At 59.3% G+C, this 21,755-nt stretch carries 13 protein-coding genes, 2 tRNA genes and 2 rRNA genes (1 of these 17 running past the window's edge); 4 read left to right on the forward strand and 13 right to left on the reverse strand.

Annotation, left to right across the window (positions count from 1 at the left end):
- The first annotated feature begins 8 nt into the window (after positions 1-8).
- Positions 9-323: a putative quinol monooxygenase gene (locus BLU24_RS25000; RefSeq protein WP_090281264.1), complete on the forward strand. Its 315-nt coding sequence runs from the start codon at positions 9-11 to the stop codon at positions 321-323.
- Here the strand turns inward: BLU24_RS25000 and BLU24_RS25005 are convergent.
- Positions 313-1,077 carry a sulfite exporter TauE/SafE family protein gene (locus BLU24_RS25005; protein WP_093104913.1) on the reverse strand — a complete coding sequence of 255 codons (765 nt, stop codon included), beginning with the start codon at positions 1,075-1,077 and terminating at the stop codon, positions 313-315. The genes BLU24_RS25000 and BLU24_RS25005 overlap by 11 nt on opposite strands.
- A gap of 232 nt (positions 1,078-1,309) precedes the next feature.
- Here BLU24_RS25005 and BLU24_RS25010 point away from each other — a divergent pair, with 232 nt between their 5' ends.
- Together BLU24_RS25010 and BLU24_RS25015 are read left to right on the forward strand one after the other, a co-directional pair.
- A complete protein-coding gene (locus BLU24_RS25010; RefSeq protein WP_093104917.1) occupies positions 1,310-2,248 on the forward strand; it encodes a LysR substrate-binding domain-containing protein in 939 nt (312 codons plus the stop codon).
- A 42-nt stretch (positions 2,249-2,290) separates the two neighbouring features.
- On the forward strand, positions 2,291-2,641 hold the full coding sequence (locus BLU24_RS25015; RefSeq protein ID WP_016770579.1) for a cupin domain-containing protein: 351 nt from the start codon (positions 2,291-2,293) through the stop codon (positions 2,639-2,641).
- A gap of 218 nt (positions 2,642-2,859) precedes the next feature.
- Here the strand turns inward: BLU24_RS25015 and mmsB are convergent, their stop codons facing one another.
- On the reverse strand, positions 2,860-3,747 hold the full coding sequence (gene mmsB / locus BLU24_RS25020) for a 3-hydroxyisobutyrate dehydrogenase (RefSeq protein ID WP_090281256.1): 888 nt from the start codon (positions 3,745-3,747) through the stop codon (positions 2,860-2,862).
- Positions 3,748-3,757: 10 nt separating this feature from the next.
- Positions 3,758-5,284, reverse strand: a complete 1,527-nt coding sequence (locus tag BLU24_RS25025) for a CoA-acylating methylmalonate-semialdehyde dehydrogenase (protein WP_093104921.1) — start codon at positions 5,282-5,284, stop codon at positions 3,758-3,760.
- Positions 5,285-5,432: 148 nt separating this feature from the next.
- Between BLU24_RS25025 and BLU24_RS25030 the strand changes: the two genes are divergently transcribed.
- Positions 5,433-6,380: a LysR family transcriptional regulator gene (locus BLU24_RS25030; protein ID WP_090281250.1), complete on the forward strand. Its 948-nt coding sequence runs from the start codon at positions 5,433-5,435 to the stop codon at positions 6,378-6,380.
- Here the strand turns inward: BLU24_RS25030 and BLU24_RS25035 are convergent.
- The 10 genes from BLU24_RS25035 to BLU24_RS25080 all read right to left on the reverse strand — a co-directional run.
- Positions 6,377-6,871 carry an OmpA family protein gene (locus tag BLU24_RS25035; protein WP_442965758.1) on the reverse strand — a complete coding sequence of 165 codons (495 nt, stop codon included), beginning with the start codon at positions 6,869-6,871 and terminating at the stop codon, positions 6,377-6,379. The two genes, BLU24_RS25030 and BLU24_RS25035, sit on opposite strands and share 4 nt — an antisense overlap.
- A gap of 5 nt (positions 6,872-6,876) precedes the next feature.
- Positions 6,877-8,145 carry a diguanylate cyclase domain-containing protein gene (locus tag BLU24_RS25040; RefSeq protein ID WP_093104928.1) on the reverse strand — a complete coding sequence of 423 codons (1,269 nt, stop codon included), beginning with the start codon at positions 8,143-8,145 and terminating at the stop codon, positions 6,877-6,879.
- Positions 8,142-8,711: a YfiR family protein gene (locus BLU24_RS25045; RefSeq protein ID WP_093104932.1), complete on the reverse strand. Its 570-nt coding sequence runs from the start codon at positions 8,709-8,711 to the stop codon at positions 8,142-8,144. Before BLU24_RS25045 ends, BLU24_RS25040 begins: the two co-directional genes overlap by 4 nt.
- Positions 8,712-8,833: 122 nt before the next feature.
- Positions 8,834-10,942, reverse strand: a complete 2,109-nt coding sequence (gene recD, locus BLU24_RS25050; RefSeq protein WP_093104936.1) for an exodeoxyribonuclease V subunit alpha — start codon at positions 10,940-10,942, stop codon at positions 8,834-8,836.
- On the reverse strand, positions 10,939-14,628 hold the full coding sequence (gene recB, locus BLU24_RS25055) for an exodeoxyribonuclease V subunit beta (protein WP_093104940.1): 3,690 nt from the start codon (positions 14,626-14,628) through the stop codon (positions 10,939-10,941). The genes recD and recB overlap by 4 nt, the downstream gene beginning before the upstream one ends.
- Complete coding sequence (recC, locus tag BLU24_RS25060) at positions 14,625-18,077, reverse strand: exodeoxyribonuclease V subunit gamma (protein ID WP_093104944.1); 3,453 nt, start codon at positions 18,075-18,077, stop codon at positions 14,625-14,627. The genes recB and recC overlap by 4 nt, the downstream gene beginning before the upstream one ends.
- Positions 18,078-18,230: 153 nt before the next feature.
- Positions 18,231-18,346: ribosomal RNA gene (gene rrf / locus BLU24_RS25065) — 5S ribosomal RNA — on the reverse strand.
- A 151-nt stretch (positions 18,347-18,497) separates the two neighbouring features.
- A 23S ribosomal RNA gene (locus BLU24_RS25070) occupies positions 18,498-21,391 on the reverse strand.
- Positions 21,392-21,625: 234 nt separating this feature from the next.
- Positions 21,626-21,701, reverse strand: a tRNA-Ala gene (locus tag BLU24_RS25075).
- 10 nt (positions 21,702-21,711) lie between these two features.
- Positions 21,712-21,755 (reverse strand) — tRNA-Ile (locus BLU24_RS25080) (it continues 33 nt past the right edge of the window).

Genomic DNA, 21,755 nt, shown 5'->3' on the forward strand with positions numbered 1-21,755 from the left:
ACGTTGTGATGAGTCAACGCGAGGGTTTTATCCTGCATGCCAAGACCCGCCCGGAACGCGCCGAGGCTTTCGAGGCACTGTTTCGCGCTTATGTCGAACCGAGTCGCGCCGAGCCCGGTTGCATCGAATACCACATGTTGCGCGACAAGGAAGATCCGACGCTGTTCATTTTCTACGAGATCTGGGAGTCGCGGGCGCACCTGGACGAGCACTCGAATCTGCCGCACATGAAGGATTTTTTCGCCCGACGCATGGAATATCTGGAGCGCGATTTCGACATCCGCCCGATCGACATGCTCAGCGCTTCCTCGGCTAAGCGCTGATCAGCAAATGGGCGCCGAGCGCGCCCAGACCGATAAAAAACACCCGCTTGAACAGCACCGCGCTGATGCGCTGGCGCAGCCATTGGCCGAGCCACATGCCGAGCAGGGCCGGCATCAGCACCAGCAACGACGCACCGAGTTCGCCACTTCCCAGCGCACCGCGCCAGAGCAAGCCTGCGGCCAAGGCAAGCGTCGACACCGTGAACGACAGGCCCAGCGCCTGCACCAGTTCATCGCGACGCAAGCCCAGCGCTTGCAGGTACGGCACGGCCGGAATCACGAACACACCAGTGGCCGAGGTGATGATGCCGGTGATCAAACCGCAGATCGGACCAAGCCAGGTTTCATAACGCGGGTTGACCCGCAGTGTCGGCAGGAACAATCCGCTCAACGCATAGAGCAACAGCGCCGCGCCCAGCCCGCGTACCACCCAATGCCCGCCGACCATGCCGATCCATAGCGTGCCGATGGCAGTGCCGAGGAAGATCAGCAGAAGCATCGGCCACAGGCGTTTGATCAGCGCAACGAGATGCCCGCCGAATGCCAGTTGCCAGAGATTGGTCAAGGTCGCCGGGATGATCAACAGTGCGGCTGCCTGCGCCGGCGCCATAGCCAGACCGAGCAGGCCCATGGCGACGGTGGGCAAGCCGAGGCCGATCACGCCTTTGACCAGGCCGGCGAGCAGGAAGGTGAGGATGACCAGCAGGGACAGGGCTGGGCCGAGGTTTTGATAGAAGTCGGTGAGGGTATGCATGATGCTACTTTGCACCAGTCGGGGCTGGCTGAAAATCTGCCATATACTGAGGCTGCCTCACCCTTTGCAAGAGGCTGATGTTTGCAGTGATGCATCTGGCCTCATCGCTGGCAAGCCAGCTCCCACAGGATCTCGGTTGTTCATCACATTTAGAGACCAACAATGAAACCTGTGGGAGCTGGCTTGCCAGCGAAAGGGCCAGCCCAGACACCATAAAAATCAGAGGCACCCCATGCACTTCGACCTCACCGACCTGCGCCTCTTCCTGCACATCCTGGATACCGGCAACATCACCGCCGGCGCCGTCCGCAGCCATTTATCCCTGGCCGCCGCCAGCGCCAGAATCCGCGCGATGGAAGCCTCACTCGGCACCGAATTTCTCGAACGCGGTCGCCGTGGCGTGACGCCGACGCCCGCCGGCAACGCCCTCGCCCGCCATGCTCGCGTCATCCTGCAACAGGCCGAGCGCATGCAACAGGATCTGGCCGATTACGCCCAAGGCGTCAAAGGCCAGGTGCGCCTGCTGTGCAACACCACGGCGATCACCGAATACCTGCCGGAACTGCTCGCGGATTTTCTGCGCAGCCATGCCAATCTCGACATCGAGCTGCAGGAACTGCCCAGCGCACGGATCACCCACGCCTTGCGTGAAGGCGCAGCAGATCTCGGGATTGTGTCTGACGCAGTCGACACTGGCGGCTTACAGACTCAGCCGTTTCGCCACGACCCCTTAGTGCTGATTCTGCCGCTCGACCACCCGTTGTCTGACGCCGTCGCAGTCAATTTCAGTGCGGCGTTGCAGCACCACTTTGTCGGACTCAGCGCCGACAGCGCCTTGGCGATTTATCTCGAAGAACAAGCGCTGCACAGCGGTGCGCGCATGCAAGTGCGCATTCGCGCCGAGGGCTTTGATGGGGTAATGCGCATGGTCGGCCGGGGCGCGGGGCTGGCGATCGTGCCGCTGGCGGCAGTCGAACGCGCGGCGCCCGGAACCTTCAAAAGCGTAGCGTTGAATGAACCCTGGGCGCGCCGGACTCTGATGATGTGCGCCAGAGATTTCAGCGCACTGCCGCCCTACGAGCAGGCGTTGTTACACGCGCTGACCGATCCGCGCGTTTCTGAGCAGTTCGATGTCGACTCCAGACAACTGAACGGCGACCGCGCGCTATAGGGTGCGACTTCATTCCTCAAGTCCACCTGCCCCGGAGTCCTCATGACCGCGACCGCCCCTATCACCGTTCTGCGCGACACCCACCCGCTGCCGGTACTCGACGCCTGCAAATGGGAAAAACTCGAAGGCGACCCGCACACCGTCAACCTCAACGCCTACACCAGCGAAGACGGCAGCAAGATCATGGGCACCTGGATCTGCACTCCGGGCAAGTGGCGCGTCGATTATGTGAAGTGGGAATACTGCCATTTCCAGGAAGGCTACTGCGTGATCACCCCGGACGGCATGGCGCCGATCCACCTGCGTGCCGGCGATATCTTCGTGGTCGAGCCGGGCATGAAAGGCACCTGGGAAGTGGTCGAGACCGTGCGCAAATATTTCGTTTTCGCCTGATGCAAAAAAGCCGGGGAATCACCCGACGTGATTTCCCGGCAAACATTATCAAGTACACCCCAATTCCCTGTGAGAGCCAGCCTGCTGGCGCTGCAATCGGCTCCCTCTCCCTCGGGAGAGGGCTGGGGTGAGGGGGAGAACTGTCAGGCGATGATGTATTGAGGCTGACGCCGTCTTCGCGAGCAGGCCCGCTCCCACAGGTTTTGCACCAGGGCTTTCTATTGCGGTTTGCGATAGCTGTTGATGATCGCCGAGAAATCCTTGCCGCCATCACCGCGCTGACTCATCGCCTGATACAACTGCTGCGCCACCGCGCCGAGTATCACCGGCTGATGCGCCTGACGCGCTGCTTCGGTGGCCAGGCCAAGATCCTTGAGCATCAGCTCCGCCCCGAAGCCACCGGTATAACCCCGCGAGGCCGGCGCCGTTTCGACGATGCCCGGCCAAGGGTTGTACATTTCCGAACTCCAGCAGCGGCCGGTCGAGCTGTTGATGATCCCGGCCAGCACCGAAGTGTCGATACCCAGCGCATCGCCCAGCGCCATCGCCTCGCTGACGCCAACCATGGAGATCGCCAGCAGCAGGTTGTTGCAGATCTTGGCTATCTGCCCGGTGCCGACTTCACCACAATGCACGATGTTGCGGCCCATCTGCGCCAGCACCGGTTGCAGGGTGGCGAACAGTTCCGGGGTAGCGCCGACCATGAAGGTCAGCGTCCCGGCCGTCGCACCTCCAGTACCGCCGGATACCGGCGCATCAGCCATCGCTACGCCGTGTTTGGCGGCAGCGGCTGCGACGTCGCGTGCGGTCTGCGGATCGATGGTGCTGCAATCGACCGCCGGCACGCCCTGACGGATGCCGGCGAGCACACCTTCCTCACCGAGCCAGACGCTGCGCACATGCACGGCGGCTGGCAGCATGGTGATCACCAGTTCGGCATCCTCGGCAGCCTCGCGCGCCGAAGCGCGAATGGTGCCGCCCAGTTGCTCCAGTTCGGCCAGCACGGTCTTGTTCAGATCGACCAGATTCAGCGAATGGCCAGCTTTGATCAGGTTGCGCGCCATCGGTGCGCCCATGTTGCCAAGACCGATAAATGCGATTTTCATGATCGAATCCTCAGCGCAGGTTGATGGTGGTGTTCACGCCGTCGTTGACGCTGTCGTCATCGAACCAGCGCGCCGTAACCGTTTTGGTCTGCGTGTAGAACTGCACCACTTGCTTGCCGTACGGGCCGAGGTCGCCGAGTTTCGAGCCGCGCGAACCGGTGAAGCTGAAGAACGGCACCGGCACCGGAATCGGGATGTTGATGCCGACCTGGCCGACGTCGATTTCGGTCTGGAACTTGCGCGCCGCCGCACCGCTTTGGGTGAACAGACCGGTGCCGTTGCCGAACGGGTTGGCGTTGACCAGAGCGATGGCCTGATCGAGGGTGTCGACTTCCAGCACCACCAGCACCGGGCCGAAGATTTCCTGGGTGTAGATCTGCATGGCGGGGGTCACGCCGGAAAACAGGGTCGGGCCGACAAAGTTGCCCTGCTCGTAGCCCGGCACCTGGATATCGCGACCGTCGAGCTCCAGTTTGGCGCCTTCCTTGATGCCGCTTTCGATCAGTTCAAGAATTCGCGCCTTGGCCTTTTTCGAAATCACCGGCCCCACGTCGGTGCCCGGCTCGTTGCCGGCATTGACCTTGAGTTTCTGCGCCAGCGCTTTCAAATCCGGCAGCCACTGTTTCGCCGCACCGACCAGCACCACCACCGAGGTCGCCATGCAACGCTGCCCGGCCGCGCCGAAACCGGCGCCGACCAGCGCATTCAACGCTTGCTCGCGATTGGCATCCGGCAGGACCACGGCGTGGTTCTTCGCGCCCATCATCGACTGCACACGTTTGCCGTGTTTACCGGCAAGGTCATAGACGTGGGTGCCGACCGCCGTCGAACCGACAAACGACACGGCTTTGATGTCCTTGTGCGTGCACAGGCCATCGACCACGTCCTTACCACCATGCACGACGTTGAGCACGCCCGCGGGCACGCCGGCCTCGATTGCCAGTTCGACCAACAGCATGGTCGACAGCGGATCCTGTTCCGAAGGCTTCAGCACGAAGGTGTTACCGCAGGCGATGGCCATCGGGAACATCCACAGCGGAATCATCGCCGGGAAGTTGAACGGGGTGATGCCGGCGCACACGCCGATCGGCTGGCGCAGGGTGTAGGTGTCGACGCCGCCGGCAACGTTTTCGGCGAACTCGCCCATTTGCAGGGTGCCGATCGAGCAGGCGTGCTCGACCACTTCCAGACCGCGGAAGATGTCGCCTTCAGCGTCGGCAATGGTTTTGCCCTGCTCGGCGCTGAGGACCACGGCGATGCGTTTGGAATGCTCGCGGATCAGCGCTTGCAGCTTGAGCATGATGCGCATCCGCGCGCCGATCGGGGTCAGCTTCCAGGTCTGGAAGGCGCGCTGCGCGGCGCTGACCGCCGCATCGACTTCATCAGCGGTAGCAAATGGCACTTTGGCCAGCACTTGCTGGGTCGCCGGGTTGACGATGTCATGCCATTCAGTGGTCTGCGACTCGACCCACTCGCCGTCGATCAACAGTTTGACCTTCTGCAGCGTGGTGTCGTTGGGCGTAAGCGATGCGTTCATGCTGGTCTCCAGAACTTGTTTTTATCGGAGGAGCCAAGGCGAGAGGTTCGCCTTGAGATGAGGCGTGTGTCCAGAATGGTTGTCGGACGGTTTTTGGAGTATAGATGTGCAAACTTCTAATAAGAACGCACATATAAGCCCGTCCATCATGCAAAAAAACATCACCTCGTTAGGCTCGCTGAACTGGGACGACCTGAAGTTTTTCCTCGAAGTCGCCCGCACCCGCAAGGCCAGCACCGCCGCCAAACGCCTGGCCGTCGACTACACCACGGTGTCGCGGCGCATCAGTTCGCTGGAAGCGGCATTGGGCACCTTGCTGTTTGAAAAGTCGCGCACCAGCGGCTTCGTCCTGACCACCGAAGGCCAGCGTCTGCTCGGTTATGCCGAGTCGATCGAAAGCACGCTGCACATGGCCTGCGAGCAGGTTTCAGGCTCCGGCGTGGCCCTCTCCGGGCACGTGCGCATGGGCTGCACCGAAGGCTTCGGCAGTTTTTTCATCACCCCGCAGCTGAGCCATTTCGTCGACGCCTACCCGGCGATCTCCGTGGATATCCTGCCGCTGCCGCACTTCATCAGTCTGTCCAAGCGCGAGGCCGATATCGTCATTGCTTTGGAGCGGCCGGAACATGGGCCGTACGTCTGCTGCAAACTCTGCGACTACCGCTTGCAGCTCTACGCCACTCAGGAATACCTCGACCAACACCCACCGATCCGCCGCCCGGCAGATTTGAGCAAGCATCAATTCATCAGTTATGTCGACGACTTGGCGTTCAGCTCGGAGCTACTGTACCTGGCGAACGTCCTGCCCGGCGCCAACGCGCATCTGCGCAGCACCAGTGTCATTGCCCAATACGTCGCGGCGCAGCAGGGGCGATCACTGGCGATCCTGCCGTGCTTTCTTGCGGCGCAGGATCCGCGTTTGTTGCCGGTGCTGGCGGAGGAAATCGATATCACCCGGCAGTTCTGGATGTACTGCAGGGAGGATCTGCGCAAGTTGAAGCGGATCACCTTGTTGTGGGATTACATCAGGGAGGTAACGGAACGTAATCAGGGGCTGCTGATGGGGCGGACACGGGTAATGCAGTTCGCCGATTAATCGGCGCTGACCACAATCGCGACCCGGCGGTTTTCCGTGCGGCCGGTCGCGGTGTCGTTGGACGCTACCGGCTCGCTGCTGCCCAGGCCTTGTAGCTGAATGTTTTCCTGCTTCATGCCAACCGTGCCGAGAACATTGGCAACACTCTTGGCCCGGCGCAACGAGAGCTGCTGATTGTAGGTTTCCTTGCCCGAGGCATCGGTGTGGCCGTCGACGCGCACGCGTTCGATGCCGACGCCCAACAGGGCTTTGCCGATGCGCTCGACGATCTCGGTGCTTTGCGGATTGAGGCTTTCGACGTCGCTGCCAAACAGCACTTTGCCCGACAGGCCAAATTCCCAGCCCTCGTCGGTCAGTTCGAATCCCTGTTGTTTGAGCACCGCGACTTGCGCCGGGGTCAGGCCTTTTGGCGGCGCGCTCTGGCAACCGCTCAGAACGAGCACGGCCAGCAACAACACAGCGTAAAGAGAACGAATGGACAAATTGGACACGGCTATCAGCTCCTGGAGGGTTCGGAATCGACCGGGTGCTCCGCCCCGGCAGTGAATTGGGCGCCACGCGACAGGCGCTTGGCTTGGTACATTGCCGCATCGGCGGCATCGAGCAAGGCGCTCGGGCTGGCGCCATGGTCGGGGAACACCGCAATGCCGATACTCAGCGACGTCACCACGCGGGTGTCACCCGGCAGCGCGATGGGCATGTCCATGCTGGCGAGAATCTTGTCGGCAATGCGCTCGGCATCTTCGATCGCATGCAGCGGCGCGAGCAGTACAGCAAACTCGTCGCCGCCCAACCGCGCGACCAGATCGCCTTCACGCAATTGCGCGCGAACGCGGTTGGCCACTGCCACCAATACCGCATCGCCGGCAGCATGACCGAAGTTATCGTTGATGCCTTTAAAACGGTCGCTGTCGAGAAACAGCACAGCAGCGCGTTCATCGTGCTTGCTCGCGCTGCGCAACGCGCGGATCAAGCGCCCTTCGAAAAACGCGCGATTGGGCAGGCCAGTCAGGCTGTCGTGGCTGGCCTGATGGGCGAGGGTTTCGTTTTCGTTTTGCAGGTGGGTCTGCCACGACTCCAGCTCGTCGAGCAACGCATTGAAGTCATTGCCCAGATTATCGAGTTCGGCGATTTGCGCCGGTGGCACCCGCCGATCCAGCGCTCGTTCACTGCGGGCGGCGTGCGCCACGGCGGCGAGGCCGCGCAGCGGGCCGATGATGCCGCGCAACTGACGCCGGGCCAGATACAGCGCCACCCAGGCACTGATCGCCGTGCACAGGATAATGCCTGCCAGACCGCTGAGCAGAAAGCGCATCAGACTGCCGCCATGCCCGGTGAGCAGCACCCGGCCGATTTCTCGGTCCTGATGTTCAATGGGCAGGCTGACGGGTTTTTCCAGGATCGCGCGGGCGATCTGCATTTCCAGCTCGGAAATCAAACCGTTTTCCGGGCGCTGCCATTGCGCTAGCAGTTGTCCCTGGCTGTCGAGCACCTGAGCATCAGCCACTTCTTCGGTCGAGGCGATCAGCGCCAGCGCTTCAGTGGCGGCAGCCTTGTCGTTAAACACCACCGCGGCCTCAACGGTGTAGCTGATTGAACGCGCAATCAAATGCAGGTTGTGATCGGCATACACGCGCAATGCGAGCACACCGAGCAAGGTCAGCGAGACACTGGCCATCGCCACGGCGACCAGCGCGACAATCAAATGCCCTCGGCCAATCACCGAGCCCAGCGTCGGGCGGCTATTCGGTCTGAACAGCCTCATGGTGCAGCCGCTTTGCGTCGCGACAATTGCAACACGCTGGGGTGAATGCGCACGCCACTGCGGGCGACGGAATCGAGATTGACTTCGAACGACACTTGTTCATCGCCCACACGCAGACAGAACAGGCTGCCAACCGTGCATTGACCGCCACCTTCGCTGATGCTCAGCACTGGATGCCCGATCAGCGAAGCAAACAAGCGACTGCGCTCATCGTTGGTGAGCTTGCCGATATAGACCGCATTGCATTCGCTGACGATCGCCGGGTTGTCGGCCAAAAGCCGTCGCACCAGCACCGGCCGGCCAGTGGCCTGAGCGGTGCCTTTGACCAGATCATCGGTGTATTCGGTGGGGCCGACGATACACAGGCGCAACTGCGCAGGTTCGACCGGCCAGCGCGCATAACTGAGAATCCCCAGCACGACCTGGGTGACGGATTTGGCCCGTTGTTCAGCCATACCTGCGGGCGCTTGCGCCATAGCCACGCCCGTCATGAGCCAGAACAGGCCGACCAGCACGGCTTGCTTGCAGACAACGATGCGCCCTGCCTCCCAGACAGACACCTTCATGCAGGAAACTCTCTTGGATCGTAGCGAAATGATGCCGCAACGGTAGCACAGCGGCGAAGGGCCAGCGAGGCGGCGAGCACTGACCGGTTGGTCAATAACCGCCCCACCGCCAGTGCAAGACTTCAATCCTGAAAGATGCCGTTTTCCTCCAGTTCCAGCATCAATCCGCTCAACCGCTTGACCTTGCGCTGCACCGCCTCCTCGAACACGCCGGCTCGGGATTCGATCAAGGTGAACCAGTGCTTGGCTCGGGTGATGCCGGTGTAGACAAGTTCTTTGGTCAGCACTGGATTCAAGGCATCGGGCAGGATCAGCGCGGTGTGGGCAAACTCCGAGCCCTGGGATTTATGCACGGTCATCGCGTAGACGGTTTCGACATCGTTGAGCCGGCTGGGCAATACGAAACGCACGCCGCCCTGGCCGTCGTTGCGCGGGAAGGCCACGCGCAACACAGGCTTGCCGGCATCAGATCCTTCGCCCTCGGGCAGCTTGAGAGCGATACCGATATCGCCATTCATCAGACCCAGACCGTAATCGTTGCGCGTCATCAATACCGGACGGCCTTCGTACCACTGCTGATCGTTTTCGATCAGGCGTGCCTTGAGCAATGCCGCGGTAATCCGCTGATTCAGACCTTCGACACCCCACGGTCCTTTACGCACGGCACACAGCAGCTGAAACGTATCGAACGCCTGCAAAACATCCCGCGCCCAGACGATCCAGTCCGGGTGCTCAAGCGGCCTGCCCGGCGGTGGACGCTTGTCGCGCAGCACATTCAGGTAATGGCGGTAACCTTGCGGACCGTCGCCGTGGCCCTCCAGCAACAGACGCTCCAGCGTGTGGTCGTGTTCGCCCTTGAGCGCCAACGAATACACATCGGCGTAGTCACCGGCCACCAGCAACTGCCGCGCCTGCTCCGGCAATTGTTGGTTGACCCGCCGCGCGAGCTGACCGATGCCGCTGCTTTCGCCGAAGCGCCGGGAATGACGCAGCATCACCACTTGCTGAGCCAAGGGATGAGAACCGTCGACGTCCTCATGCAGGCCGCTGTCTTGTAGCGTCTCGCCACTGGCCGCCTCCAACCACTGTCGAGTTTGTGGGCTATACCAACCACCCTCGGCGTCGCGGCACAGATCGCCCAGCACCGCACCCGCCTCCACCGATGCCAGTTGGTCCTTGTCGCCGAGCAGAATCAGTCGCGCATGGGCCGGCAGGGCATCGAGCAGATTGGCCATCATTTCCAGGTCGATCATTGAGGCTTCGTCGACTACCAGCACATCCAGTGGCAAGCGATTGCCGGCATGGTGGCGGAAGTGGCGAGTGCCCGGACGACTGCCAAGCAAGCGGTGCACGGTGGTCACGTCGCAAGGGATTTTCGCGCGGACCTCTTCGCTGACTTTCAGCGATTGCACTTGCTGACTGATCGACTCGGTCAACCGCGCCGCCGCCTTGCCGGTCGGCGCCGCGAGACGAATGCGCAACGGCTGACCGGCCTCCACGGCTGGCGCTTGCAGCAAGGCCAGCAAACGCACCACCGTGGTCGTTTTGCCGGTACCTGGCCCGCCGGTAACGATACTGAAAGCACCGCGCGTGGCGAGGGCACAGGCGAGCTTCTGCCAGTCGATCACTTCGCCAGGCCCGCCCGACTCGAACAACCCGTTCAAGCGCTGCGGCAAGTCAGCAGGCGTCGGCTCGACCTGCTCCAGGCGCTGACGCAACGCCGCATCGATGCGCCGTTCGTACGCCCAGTATCGACGCAGGTACAAGCGCTTGCCGGATAACACCAGCGGACGCTGCTGCGCTGCATCACTGGGATCCGCCGCCAATGCCACCAACGAACTGCTCGCCAGAACCTTGCACCAGTGCGCACCCTCCAGCGCGTCCAGCAGTTGCGAAGGCAGCAACAACACACCGCCTTGCACATCACCCTCCGGTGGCAGCGATAACGCGAAATCGGGCGCCTTCAGGGTTTCGAACAGATCAAGGCAGACGTGACCGTGGCCGAGTTGATGGCTGGTCAGTGCCGCCGCGAGCAACACCAATGGATCGGTGTCCGGCTCCAGTTCGTGAAGGAAGGCGACGAATGCCTTGTCCAGCGCACGCAGCCAACCGCGCTCGACCCAGCGCGTGAGCAACAGCAACAGATCATCGGCACGGCTCAGCGGCGCGAGCTTCGACAGACTGTCGGCTGCCAGCGGCGTGGGAAGCAAATCGGCAAAGGTGCGACTCATAGCAGGACTCCCTGTTCCCAGGCGGGTTCGGTCTTGGGTTCGGGTTTGCCTTGAAACATTCGGTCCAGGCGCTCGATCAGTTCGCGTGGCGGACGAGCGAAGTAAACGCCGCGACTGTCGGCGCGTGTGCCACGCAGGAACAGATACAACGCACCGCCGACGTGTCGGTCGTAGTCGTAATCCGCCAGCCGCGCCTTGAGCTGTCGATGCAAGGCCAGCAGGTACAACACGTATTGCAGGTCATAGCGGTTGTCGAGAATCGATTGCTCCATGGCTGCTTCGGTGTACGCCTGATCATCCAGGCCGAGCCAGTTGGATTTGTAATCGGCGACGTAATAACGGCCATTGTGTTCGAACGTCAGGTCGATAAACCCCTTGAACATGCCGTTGAGTTGCACCGGTTCTGCCGCGACCCGGGCGACGCCCTGGTGAGTATGCTGACGCACCAGTTCATCGAGTTTGAGCACATCGACTTTATGGCTGGCGAACCAGAACTCCATCTCGACGCGAAACTGTTTCAGCTCCTCCAGCACCACGGGCGGGTGCCCGTCCGCAACAGGAAGCGGCAGCTTGAGCAAATGCTGCAGCCAGTCACTGAGCGTGGTAATCCAGCCCTCCCAGCCCCGCAGATTGCAGCGCCGCGCGATCGCATCTTCCAGGGCCTCACGGGAAACGGCGAAACCTTCTTCGCCGGCCCACTCAAGTAACCCGTGGAGGAACGTGCCCGGATTGGGGCCGCGAGGAAAACGATGGATATCGGCGCCACCGGCAATCATCTCGCGCGGCGCATCCGGATCGAGGCGCTCGTCATCGAACAGCTTTTGCGCTTGCGGACTGTCCGGCGCCTCATCGCTGCCGACGCTCAACACGTCGCTGATCCGCAACGCACTGTAGGAAGCGATCCACCAGTTTTCGCTGGCCTTGCGCTTGGGCACACGGATGGCACTGAGTACCGCCTCATTGCGTGGCGGACGGTAATGCTCGTCGGTGGGTTGCGGCATCTCCATAATGTTGATTGCCGCGCAGTCCTGTTGCAGATCTTCCAGCCAACGCTTGAGTTCGCCGGATTCACTCAATGCAGCACCACCGCCGAGCAAGTAGCCCAGTGCGGAAAGATGCAGCACCGAGCTGTTGTTATTGCCGCGTTTGAGATCCGTCACGCCCAGCCAACAGGCATGCTGCGCACGCGTCAGAGCGACATAGAGCAAACGCAGATCTTCAGCGAGGCGCTCATCATCCGCTTGCGCAATCAGCTCGGCGGTTGGCTTGAGGCTAACCCGGGCCTTGCCTTCGGCATCGTGGTAATGCAGCGGCAAGCGACTGCCATCCACAGGCTTCGCCGAGCAGATGAACGGCAGAAACACCAAGGGATATTCCAGGCCCTTGGATTTGTGAATGGTCACGACCTTGACCAATTGCTCATCGCTTTCCAGGCGCAGGATCTGTTCTTCACCCGCCTGCCCGGACAGCATCAGCAACTCGGCCAGATGACGGATCAGCGCTTGTTCGCCGTCCAGTTCCGCAGCGGCTTGCTGCATCAGCTCGGATAGATGTAGCAGGTTAGTCAGCACGCGCTCGCCATCACTGCGCTTCATCAGGGTTTGCGGCAAGTGAAAATCGTGCAACAGGCGCCGTAACATCGGCAGCACGCCTTGCTTGCGCCACAGTTCGCGATAGCCACGAAACTGCATGACGCAGGTTTCCCAGAACAACTCATTCTGGTTCAGCCGTTCGAGCTCGGCCAAGGGCAGGTTCAGCGTGACACAGGCCAGTGCGGCTTTGAGCAAGCGCTCGACATCCGGTTCGGCACAGGCCTTGAGCCAAGCCAACAGGTCGTGGGCTTCTTGCGCTGCGAATACCGAATCCTTGTCCGACAGATACACGCTGCGCACGCCACGGTCGGCCAGCTCACTGCGCACAGCTTGAGCTTCCTTGCCATCGCGAACCAGAATCGCAATGTCGGACGGCCGTAAGCCTCTGAAGTCTTTGCCATCCTGAATGAATCCCGCGCGCGCACTCTGCCCGCCATTGAGCAGCGCAGTGATTTCGCTGGCGCACGCTGCCGCTAATTGTTGACGGTAAACCAGGCCCGACAATGGCTGGTCGGAAGACAACTGCCAGACATTCAAGGCTGTAATGTCTCGCCCGTCGACCTGCAGGCGTTCCTTGCGTCCCTGAGACTCAACGGGGAGGAATGGCACCGGGTTGTTGCCGGTTTTCTCGCGGAATAAAAACGCACCGCGTCCCTGCTCGCGAGATTCGGCGCGTGCAAAGACATGATTGACCGCCTCGACCATGCCATGGCTGGAGCGGAAGTTGGTACCCAGCGTATGCAGTCGGCCAGTGGTGGCCTGACGCGCGCGCAGATAGGTGTAGATATCCGCCCCGCGAAAGGCGTAGATCGCCTGTTTCGGATCGCCGATCAGAAACAGGCCGGTTTCGGCGCTGTTCTCTTCGATGCGATAGATGCTCTCGAAGATCCGGTACTGCACCGGATCGGTGTCCTGAAACTCGTCGATGAGCGCGACCGGGAATTGCTCACGGATCAATGTCGCCAGTCGTTCGCCACCGTCGGACTGCAATGCGGCATCGAGGCGCAAGAGCATGTCGTCAAAGCCCATTTCGGCGCGACGACGCTTCTCTTCTTCGAAACGTGTGCCGACCCATTGGGCGGCGTGTTGCAGAACCGCAGCATCGGGCGTTGGCAGCGCATCGAGGCTCGCCTTGAGAGCCGACATGGCATCCAGACCCGGGTGCGATGGCGGCGGCCCCTTCCAGGCTTCGGCCATACCGTCAGGCGTCAGACGCGAGAATCCGGTGCCGATGTCCAGTTGTTCCAGGGACTCGTCTTCAGCCCATGCCTTGAGCTTTTCGAACCACGGTTCGAAATAGCGTGCCTGCATCTTGCGCCCGTCGACCGTTTTGCCGGCCACGCCCTGATGGCAGATGGCGAGCAATTCGTCTGCCCACAGGCGCCAGGGCATTTTCAATTCAAGCAAGGCCACGCGGCGCTCTTGCAGGCACTCGTTGATAAGTTCGGCGGGAGCCCTTGTTTCATCGCTGTCGCGTTCGCTGGCAAACAAGCCACGGACTCGTGGCAACAAGGCCGCAGGCCCGCCCCAGTTGTTGCGAACCCAATTCAAGGCGTCGCCCTGCATTGGATAACAGAACAGACGCCAATAATCGCGCAGCACTTCGCCAAGCAAGTCACTGTGATCGGTTTCCAGCGACTGGGTGAACAAGCTGCCACTGTCGAACGCATGCTCACGCAACATGCGCTGGCACCAACTGTGGATGGTCGAAACGGCGGCCTCATCCATCCACTGCGCGGCGACATCGAGGCGGTTCGCGCAGCCTGGCCATTGCTGGGGTTCGAATTGATCGCGCAATTCGGCGATCAGTGCGTCTGGGGCCGGCATCTCGTCGCGGAAGAATCGGGCCGCCTCCGCCAGACGCTTGCGTATCCGTTCACGCAGTTCCTTGGTTGCGGCATCGGTGAATGTCACCACGAGTATTTGTGGCGGCAGCAATTCACGACCGAATCCGCTCGACTCGTCTCCATGCCCGAGGATCAGCCGCAGATAGAGGGCAGAAATGGTAAAGGTCTTGCCAGTACCGGCGCTGGCTTCGATCAACTGGCTGCCATGTAACGGAAATGCCAGCGCGAGGGGTGCTTTGGTACTCATGTGCGTGCCCCCTCGGTGGACAGCGAACGCCATGGCGCTTCGAAAAGCGGGCGGTACAAGGCATCGCACCAGCCGGAAAATGTTTCGTCGGCCAGCAGTGACTGGAAGTCAGCGAACTGCCTTAGCAATGCGGGACTTTCGCGGCGCTCACCGTCAGTGGTCTGCCCGTCACCTTCATACGCCTTGCAAGCGGCAGCTTCGGCTTTCAACGGGTCGGACTGAGACAGCCACGCGAACGCGGTTTTCACCGCTATCGGTAGCGGTTGGCGCATGCCCGCCTGCCAGGCGAGGAGCAGATCGCCAAGAAAACGCGTCGCCCGTGCAGGCTCCAGCGGTTCAAGCAGCAGCGTGTCATCGCTGGCCACCAAAGCGGTCGTCAGCGAAAGGCCACTGGCGCACGCGACGAGATGGTTGACCCAAGGCTTGGTCAGACGATGCCATTTACGGTTTTTGATCGAGCCGATGCTGTTGGGAATGGTCGTGACGGACAACAGACCGCCGTCGGCGCGCTGATGCAAACCGGCGAGCCAGCCTTCCAGACGCAGACCGTGCAGCTCCAGATTGACAGGCAACGCACTGGTCAGCGGAACAGGCCAGAGCGTCAGCAATTGTTGATAGCGCTTGAGCAGATCCGGCAACGGCTCGATCAATTCCCGCTGCAGGCATTCGCCGAATCCTGCCATTGGCAACAGACCGCTGTTTTGCAGCCGACGGGCCTGTGCGTCGAGCGCTTGATCGATATTTTCCGGTTGCCTCAGCGCCGCTTCGAGCAGGCTTTCGCTGAGCGAATATCGCTGTAACGCGTCCAGCACGAAGGGTTCTTCGTCCGCCAGTGGTGCTTCAGCAGCCTCGAAATACACCTTGAGTCGCTGGGTGAAGAAATGTCGAACCGGGTTGCGCAAAAAGTCCTGCAACAAAGCCAGGGTCAACGGTTCTTCTTGTACATAAGGGGCAAGCAACTCGACACCGGTCTGAGGCTGGTGCTTTTGATGCAGCACCTGCCACTCGCTGGCATAACTGAACAGCTGATCGCCTTCATGAAAATAGCGCGCACTGAACGGTTGCAGCGGATGTTCTTCAGTCATGGCCTCCAGCAAATCGCCGTGCTCATCGAGCAATCGCCAACCGCTGGCCAGATGATCGCGTAACTGGCCGATTAGCACAGATGCCGGCCGCTCGCTGTTGTCGCGAATGCTGCGGCCCACCCAACTGATGTAGAGCTGATTGCGCGCAGACAGAAGCGCTTCGAGCAAAAGATAGCGATCGTCTTCTCGTCGCGAGCGATCGCCGGGGCGGTAATCGCTGCCCATGAGGTCGAAGTCCAGCGGAGGCTGCGCGCGAGGATAGTCGCCATCGTTCATGCCCAGCAGGCAGACCAGTTTGAACGGAATGGCGCGCATGGGCATCAGCGTACAGAAATTCACCGAACCGGCGAGGAAACGCTGGGACAGGCGACCCTGATCCAGCCCGGCGAGCCAGGCCTCGCGAACCACGGTGAGCGGCAGCTCATCTGTGAGATTCACCGCTTCGCAAGTCTCCAGCCAGGTTTCGCGAAGCTCCTCAAGTTGCGTCAGCAAGTAGTCGTCATGCTCATTGCTCGCTTTGAAAAACAGCTGCATTAGCGCTTGCAAGCGATACCCCCACTCGGCGGGTTGTGCCGGTTGAGTGAGCTGCTGGTGGGCCAGTTCCAGCGCATCGAGCAGGGCCACAAGGGGCCCAATCAGCGCGGCATCCAGCCCACCGATCTCATCGTAGGGCTCAATACCTTCACAGGCGCTTGCGCTGCCGACGGCGTATCCCAGCAGCATCCGACGCAGGCCGAAATGCCAGCTGTTCTGTTCTAGCTCGTCGGGCAAACCAAGGCCAGCTCGCTGCTCTGCGTTCATCCCCCAGCGTACGCCCGCACCTTCAATCCAACGATGCAATGTTGGCAGGTCGCGTTCCTCAACTCCGAAGCGGGCACGTAATGCAGGAACGTCGAGCAGGTCGAGGATCTCACTGACCGGAAAACGGCTGTCGGGGAGCTTGAGCAGATGTTCCACCGCAATCAGCAACGGATCACGACCGCGTTGCCCCTGATCCGCCAATGTAAATGGAATGAAACGCGGATCATGGCGATCGAGTTGACCAAACACCGCTCGGATATGCGGCGCGTAATTGTCGATGTCCGGCACCATCACGATCACATCGCGTGGACGCAACTGCGGGTCGGCACTGAAACGTGCCAGTAGCTGGTCATGCAGAATTTCGACTTCGCGCTGCGCGCTGTGGGCAATGTGAAAACGGATCGACTCGTCCTGTGACAGATCGACCGCGGGCCATTGCTCGCGAGTTTCATTGAGCGGACGTAACTCAAGAATGTCGTCTTGAAGCTGGTTGAGCATGTTCTGCGGCTGGGTCTCGCTGAACAGGTCGATGCGCCCGTCACGAAAGGCTGCCCGGTAACTGTTTGGGTCGTCATAACTATCGAGCAAATTTATATAGTCTCGGCCTTGTTTACCCCAAGCGGCCAGTAGCGGGTGCGCATGTTGATGCAGGGTTTCAGCGTCCAGTACGACCGGCATGCCGCTCTTGCGCGATTGCCGCTTGTACTGGTGACGGAGCAAATCCTTGTCGGCGACGATATCGGCCCAGTGATGACGACACGGGTTGTGCACGCAGAGCAATACCTGACTGAAACGCGCCAGTCCGGCCAGCGCCTCGAGGACTTGTGCGGGAAGTGAGGAAATCCCGAAAACGATCACTCGCGGCGGTAAGCCGGTGGGGGCCTCTGCGAGCTTATTGATGCGCTCGATAAATCGCTGATGCACACCGGCCCGGCTTTGCGCCATGCCCTTTTCGCCTACATCGTCCAGCAGCGCCCGCCATAATTCAGCTTGCCAGCAACTGGTGGCGGGGAGCGCTTTTACCTCGCCCCGGACATTGCGCAACTGGTGGCGACCCTCGGCCCAGTCCTCAAGCCAGTCAGCCCGATATACTTGATATTGGTCGAAGAGATCCGCCAGTCGCTCGGACAGTTGGTAGCGCTTGCGCAAGTCCGTGTCGTGAGTCAGAAAACGTTGCAGCGGTTCGAAATGCGGGCGGTCGATCAGCTGCGGCAACAAGCGCATCAGGCGCCAGGTCAGCGGCGCTTTATCGAGAAGGGATTTGGGTGGGATTTCATCGCGACCCAATACCAGACGGTATAGCTGCCACATGAAACTGCCCGGCAATTGCACATCGATCGCTGCGGCGATACCGCAGCCGCCCAAGTCGTCTTCCTGCGGATCTTCTGCCAGAGCCAACTTGAGCCACTGCGCGATGCCGTTGCTTTGTACCAGCGCAATCTCGTTCTCCAGGGGCGCTAGTGGGTAGCGCCGCATGATGCTGATCACAAGGCTGCGCAGCTCGTCCAGGCTATTGCTCTGAACCACCATGAATGCAGCGTTGAGGGACTGGGCGTCCGGCATAGAGGCTTCCTTGGAGAGTACAAAAGCTAAGGCAGAACCTTAGCATTGTCGGCAGGTTGTGACAGCCGGGCAGTGTCGGCGAATGCTGTAGGAAATTTCTCGCAGGCAAAACAAAACCCCAACTGCTTTCGCAATTGGGGTTTCGGAATTTAATCTTGACGATGACCTACTCTCACATGGGGAAACCCCACACTACCATCGGCGATGCATCGTTTCACTGCTGAGTTCGGGATGGGATCAGGTGGTTCCAACGCTCTATGGTCGTCAAGAAATTCGGGTACTGAGTCGTGGCCAGATGGCCTCGCTTCAGCAAATTGGGTATGTGACAGCTTTCGGTGTTTGTGAACATCGAACTTTCGGTTCGTTTCGTCTTCACACACCGCAATCTGGTCTGTTCGACTCAAATTGCTTGGGTGTTATATGGTCAAGCCTCACGGGCAATTAGTATTGGTTAGCTCAACGCCTCACAGCGCTTACACACCCAACCTATCAACGTCGTAGTCTTCGACGGCCCTTCAGGGAACTCAAGGTTCCAGTGAGATCTCATCTTGAGGCAAGTTTCCCGCTTAGATGCTTTCAGCGGTTATCTTTCCCGAACATAGCTACCCGGCAATGCCACTGGCGTGACAACCGGAACACCAGAGGTTCGTCCACTCCGGTCCTCTCGTACTAGGAGCAGCCCCTCTCAAATCTCAAACGTCCACGGCAGATAGGGACCGAACTGTCTCACGACGTTCTAAACCCAGCTCGCGTACCACTTTAAATGGCGAACAGCCATACCCTTGGGACCGGCTTCAGCCCCAGGATGTGATGAGCCGACATCGAGGTGCCAAACACCGCCGTCGATATGAACTCTTGGGCGGTATCAGCCTGTTATCCCCGGAGTACCTTTTATCCGTTGAGCGATGGCCCTTCCATACAGAACCACCGGATCACTAAGACCTACTTTCGTACCTGCTCGACGTGTCTGTCTCGCAGTCAAGCGCGCTTTTGCCTTTATACTCTACGACCGATTTCCGACCGGTCTGAGCGCACCTTCGTACTCCTCCGTTACTCTTTAGGAGGAGACCGCCCCAGTCAAACTACCCACCATACACTGTCCTCGATCCGGATAACGGACCTGAGTTAGAACCTCAAAGTTGCCAGGGTGGTATTTCAAGGATGGCTCCACGCGAACTGGCGTCCACGCTTCAAAGCCTCCCACCTATCCTACACAAGCAAATTCAAAGTCCAGTGCAAAGCTATAGTAAAGGTTCACGGGGTCTTTCCGTCTAGCCGCGGATACACTGCATCTTCACAGCGATTTCAATTTCACTGAGTCTCGGGTGGAGACAGCGCCGCCATCGTTACGCCATTCGTGCAGGTCGGAACTTACCCGACAAGGAATTTCGCTACCTTAGGACCGTTATAGTTACGGCCGCCGTTTACCGGGGCTTCGATCAAGAGCTTCGCGTTAGCTAACCCCATCAATTAACCTTCCGGCACCGGGCAGGCGTCACACCCTATACGTCCACTTTCGTGTTTGCAGAGTGCTGTGTTTTTAATAAACAGTCGCAGCGGCCTGGTATCTTCGACCGGCATGAGCTTACGGAGCAAGTCCTTCACCCTCACCGGCGCACCTTCTCCCGAAGTTACGGTGCCATTTTGCCTAGTTCCTTCACCCGAGTTCTCTCAAGCGCCTTGGTATTCTCTACCCAACCACCTGTGTCGGTTTGGGGTACGGTTCCTGGTTACCTGAAGCTTAGAAGCTTTTCTTGGAAGCATGGCATCAACCACTTCGTCACCCAAAGGGTAACTCGTCATCAGCTCTCGGCCTTAAGATCCCGGATTTACCTAAGATCTCAGCCTACCACCTTAAACTTGGACAACCAACGCCAAGCTGGCCTAGCCTTCTCCGTCCCTCCATCGCAATAACCAGAAGTACAGGAATATTAACCTGTTTTCCATCGACTACGCTTTTCAGCCTCGCCTTAGGGACCGACTAACCCTGCGTCGATTAACGTTGCGCAGGAAACCTTGGTCTTTCGGCGTGGGTGTTTTTCACACCCATTGTCGTTACTCATGTCAGCATTCGCACTTCTGATACCTCCAGCAAGCTTCTCAACTCACCTTCACAGGCTTACAGAACGCTCCTCTACCGCATCATCCGAAGATGATACCCGTAGCTTCGGTGTATGGTTTGAGCCCCGTTACATCTTCCGCGCAGGCCGACTCGACTAGTGAGCTATTACGCTTTCTTTAAAGGGTGGCTGCTTCTAAGCCAACCTCCTAGCTGTCTAAGCCTTCCCACATCGTTTCCCACTTAACCATAACTTTGGGACCTTAGCTGACGGTCTGGGTTGTTTCCCTTTTCACGACGGACGTTAGCACCCGCCGTGTGTCTCCCATGCTCGGCACTTGTAGGTATTCGGAGTTTGCATCGGTTTGGTAAGTCGGGATGACCCCCTAGCCGAAACAGTGCTCTACCCCCTACAGTGATACATGAGGCGCTACCTAAATAGCTTTCGAGGAGAACCAGCTATCTCCGAGCTTGATTAGCCTTTCACTCCGATCCACAGGTCATCCGCTAACTTTTCAACGGTAGTCGGTTCGGTCCTCCAGTCAGTGTTACCTAACCTTCAACCTGCCCATGGATAGATCGCCCGGTTTCGGGTCTATTCCCAGCGACTAGACGCCCTATTAAGACTCGCTTTCGCTACGCCTCCCCTATTCGGTTAAGCTCGCCACTGAAAATAAGTCGCTGACCCATTATACAAAAGGTACGCAGTCACCCAACAAAGTGGGCTCCCACTGCTTGTACGCATACGGTTTCAGGATCTATTTCACTCCCCTCTCCGGGGTTCTTTTCGCCTTTCCCTCACGGTACTAGTTCACTATCGGTCAGTCAGTAGTATTTAGCCTTGGAGGATGGTCCCCCCATATTCAGACAAAGTTTCTCGTGCTCCGTCCTACTCGATTTCATGACTAAGAGATTTTCGCGTACAGGGCTATCACCCACTATGGCCGCACTTTCCAGAGCGTTCCGCTAATCTCAAAGCCACTTAAGGGCTAGTCCCCGTTCGCTCGCCACTACTAAGGGAATCTCGGTTGATTTCTTTTCCTCAGGGTACTTAGATGTTTCAGTTCCCCTGGTTCGCCTCTTGCACCTATGTATTCAGTACAAGATAACCATCTTGTGATGGCTGGGTTCCCCCATTCAGACATCTCCGGATCAAAGTCTGTTTGCCGACTCCCCGAAGCTTTTCGCAGGCTACCACGTCTTTCATCGCCTCTGACTGCCAAGGCATCCACCGTATGCGCTTCTTCACTTGACCATATAACCCCAAGCAATCTGGTTATACTGTGAAGACGACATTCGCCGAAAATTCGAATTTCTCAATTAAGAGAACTCACAAATTTTACCTTAGCCTGATCCGTTACCAGTGAAAGTAACGTTCAGTCTATCTTTCTATCACATACCCAAATTTTTAAAGAACGATCTAATCAAAAGACTAGAAATCAATATTCTCTCGGAATATTCATTTCTAAGCTTTCAGAAGCAGTTTATATGGTGGAGCCAAGCGGGATCGAACCGCTGACCTCCTGCGTGCAAGGCAGGCGCTCTCCCAGCTGAGCTATGGCCCCATAACAAAATTGGTGGGTCTGGGCAGATTCGAACTGCCGACCTCACCCTTATCA

It is taken from the genome of Pseudomonas sp. Z003-0.4C(8344-21) (assembly GCF_900104975.1).
Classification (GTDB): Bacteria; Pseudomonadota; Gammaproteobacteria; order Pseudomonadales; family Pseudomonadaceae; genus Aquipseudomonas; species Aquipseudomonas granadensis.

Bases quoted from the DNA above. Each gene is read 5' to 3' on its own strand.
- BLU24_RS25010 (WP_093104917.1), top strand. From the start codon at position 1,310: ATGCACTTCGACCTCACCGACCTGCGCCTCTTCCTGCACATCCTGGAT.
- BLU24_RS25005 (WP_093104913.1), bottom strand. From the start codon at position 1,077: ATGCATACCCTCACCGACTTCTATCAAAACCTCGGCCCAGCCCTGTCC.
- recC (WP_093104944.1), bottom strand. From the start codon at position 18,077: ATGCCGGACGCCCAGTCCCTCAACGCTGCATTCATGGTGGTTCAGAGC.
- BLU24_RS25030 (WP_090281250.1), top strand. From the start codon at position 5,433: ATGCAAAAAAACATCACCTCGTTAGGCTCGCTGAACTGGGACGACCTG.
- recB (WP_093104940.1), bottom strand. From the start codon at position 14,628: ATGAGTACCAAAGCACCCCTCGCGCTGGCATTTCCGTTACATGGCAGC.
- BLU24_RS25040 (WP_093104928.1), bottom strand. From the start codon at position 8,145: ATGAGGCTGTTCAGACCGAATAGCCGCCCGACGCTGGGCTCGGTGATT.
- BLU24_RS25000 (WP_090281264.1), top strand. From the start codon at position 9: ATGAGTCAACGCGAGGGTTTTATCCTGCATGCCAAGACCCGCCCGGAA.
- BLU24_RS25025 (WP_093104921.1), bottom strand. From the start codon at position 5,284: ATGAACGCATCGCTTACGCCCAACGACACCACGCTGCAGAAGGTCAAA.
- recD (WP_093104936.1), bottom strand. From the start codon at position 10,942: ATGAGTCGCACCTTTGCCGATTTGCTTCCCACGCCGCTGGCAGCCGAC.
- BLU24_RS25015 (WP_016770579.1), top strand. From the start codon at position 2,291: ATGACCGCGACCGCCCCTATCACCGTTCTGCGCGACACCCACCCGCTG.
- mmsB (WP_090281256.1), bottom strand. From the start codon at position 3,747: ATGAAAATCGCATTTATCGGTCTTGGCAACATGGGCGCACCGATGGCG.
- BLU24_RS25045 (WP_093104932.1), bottom strand. From the start codon at position 8,711: ATGAAGGTGTCTGTCTGGGAGGCAGGGCGCATCGTTGTCTGCAAGCAA.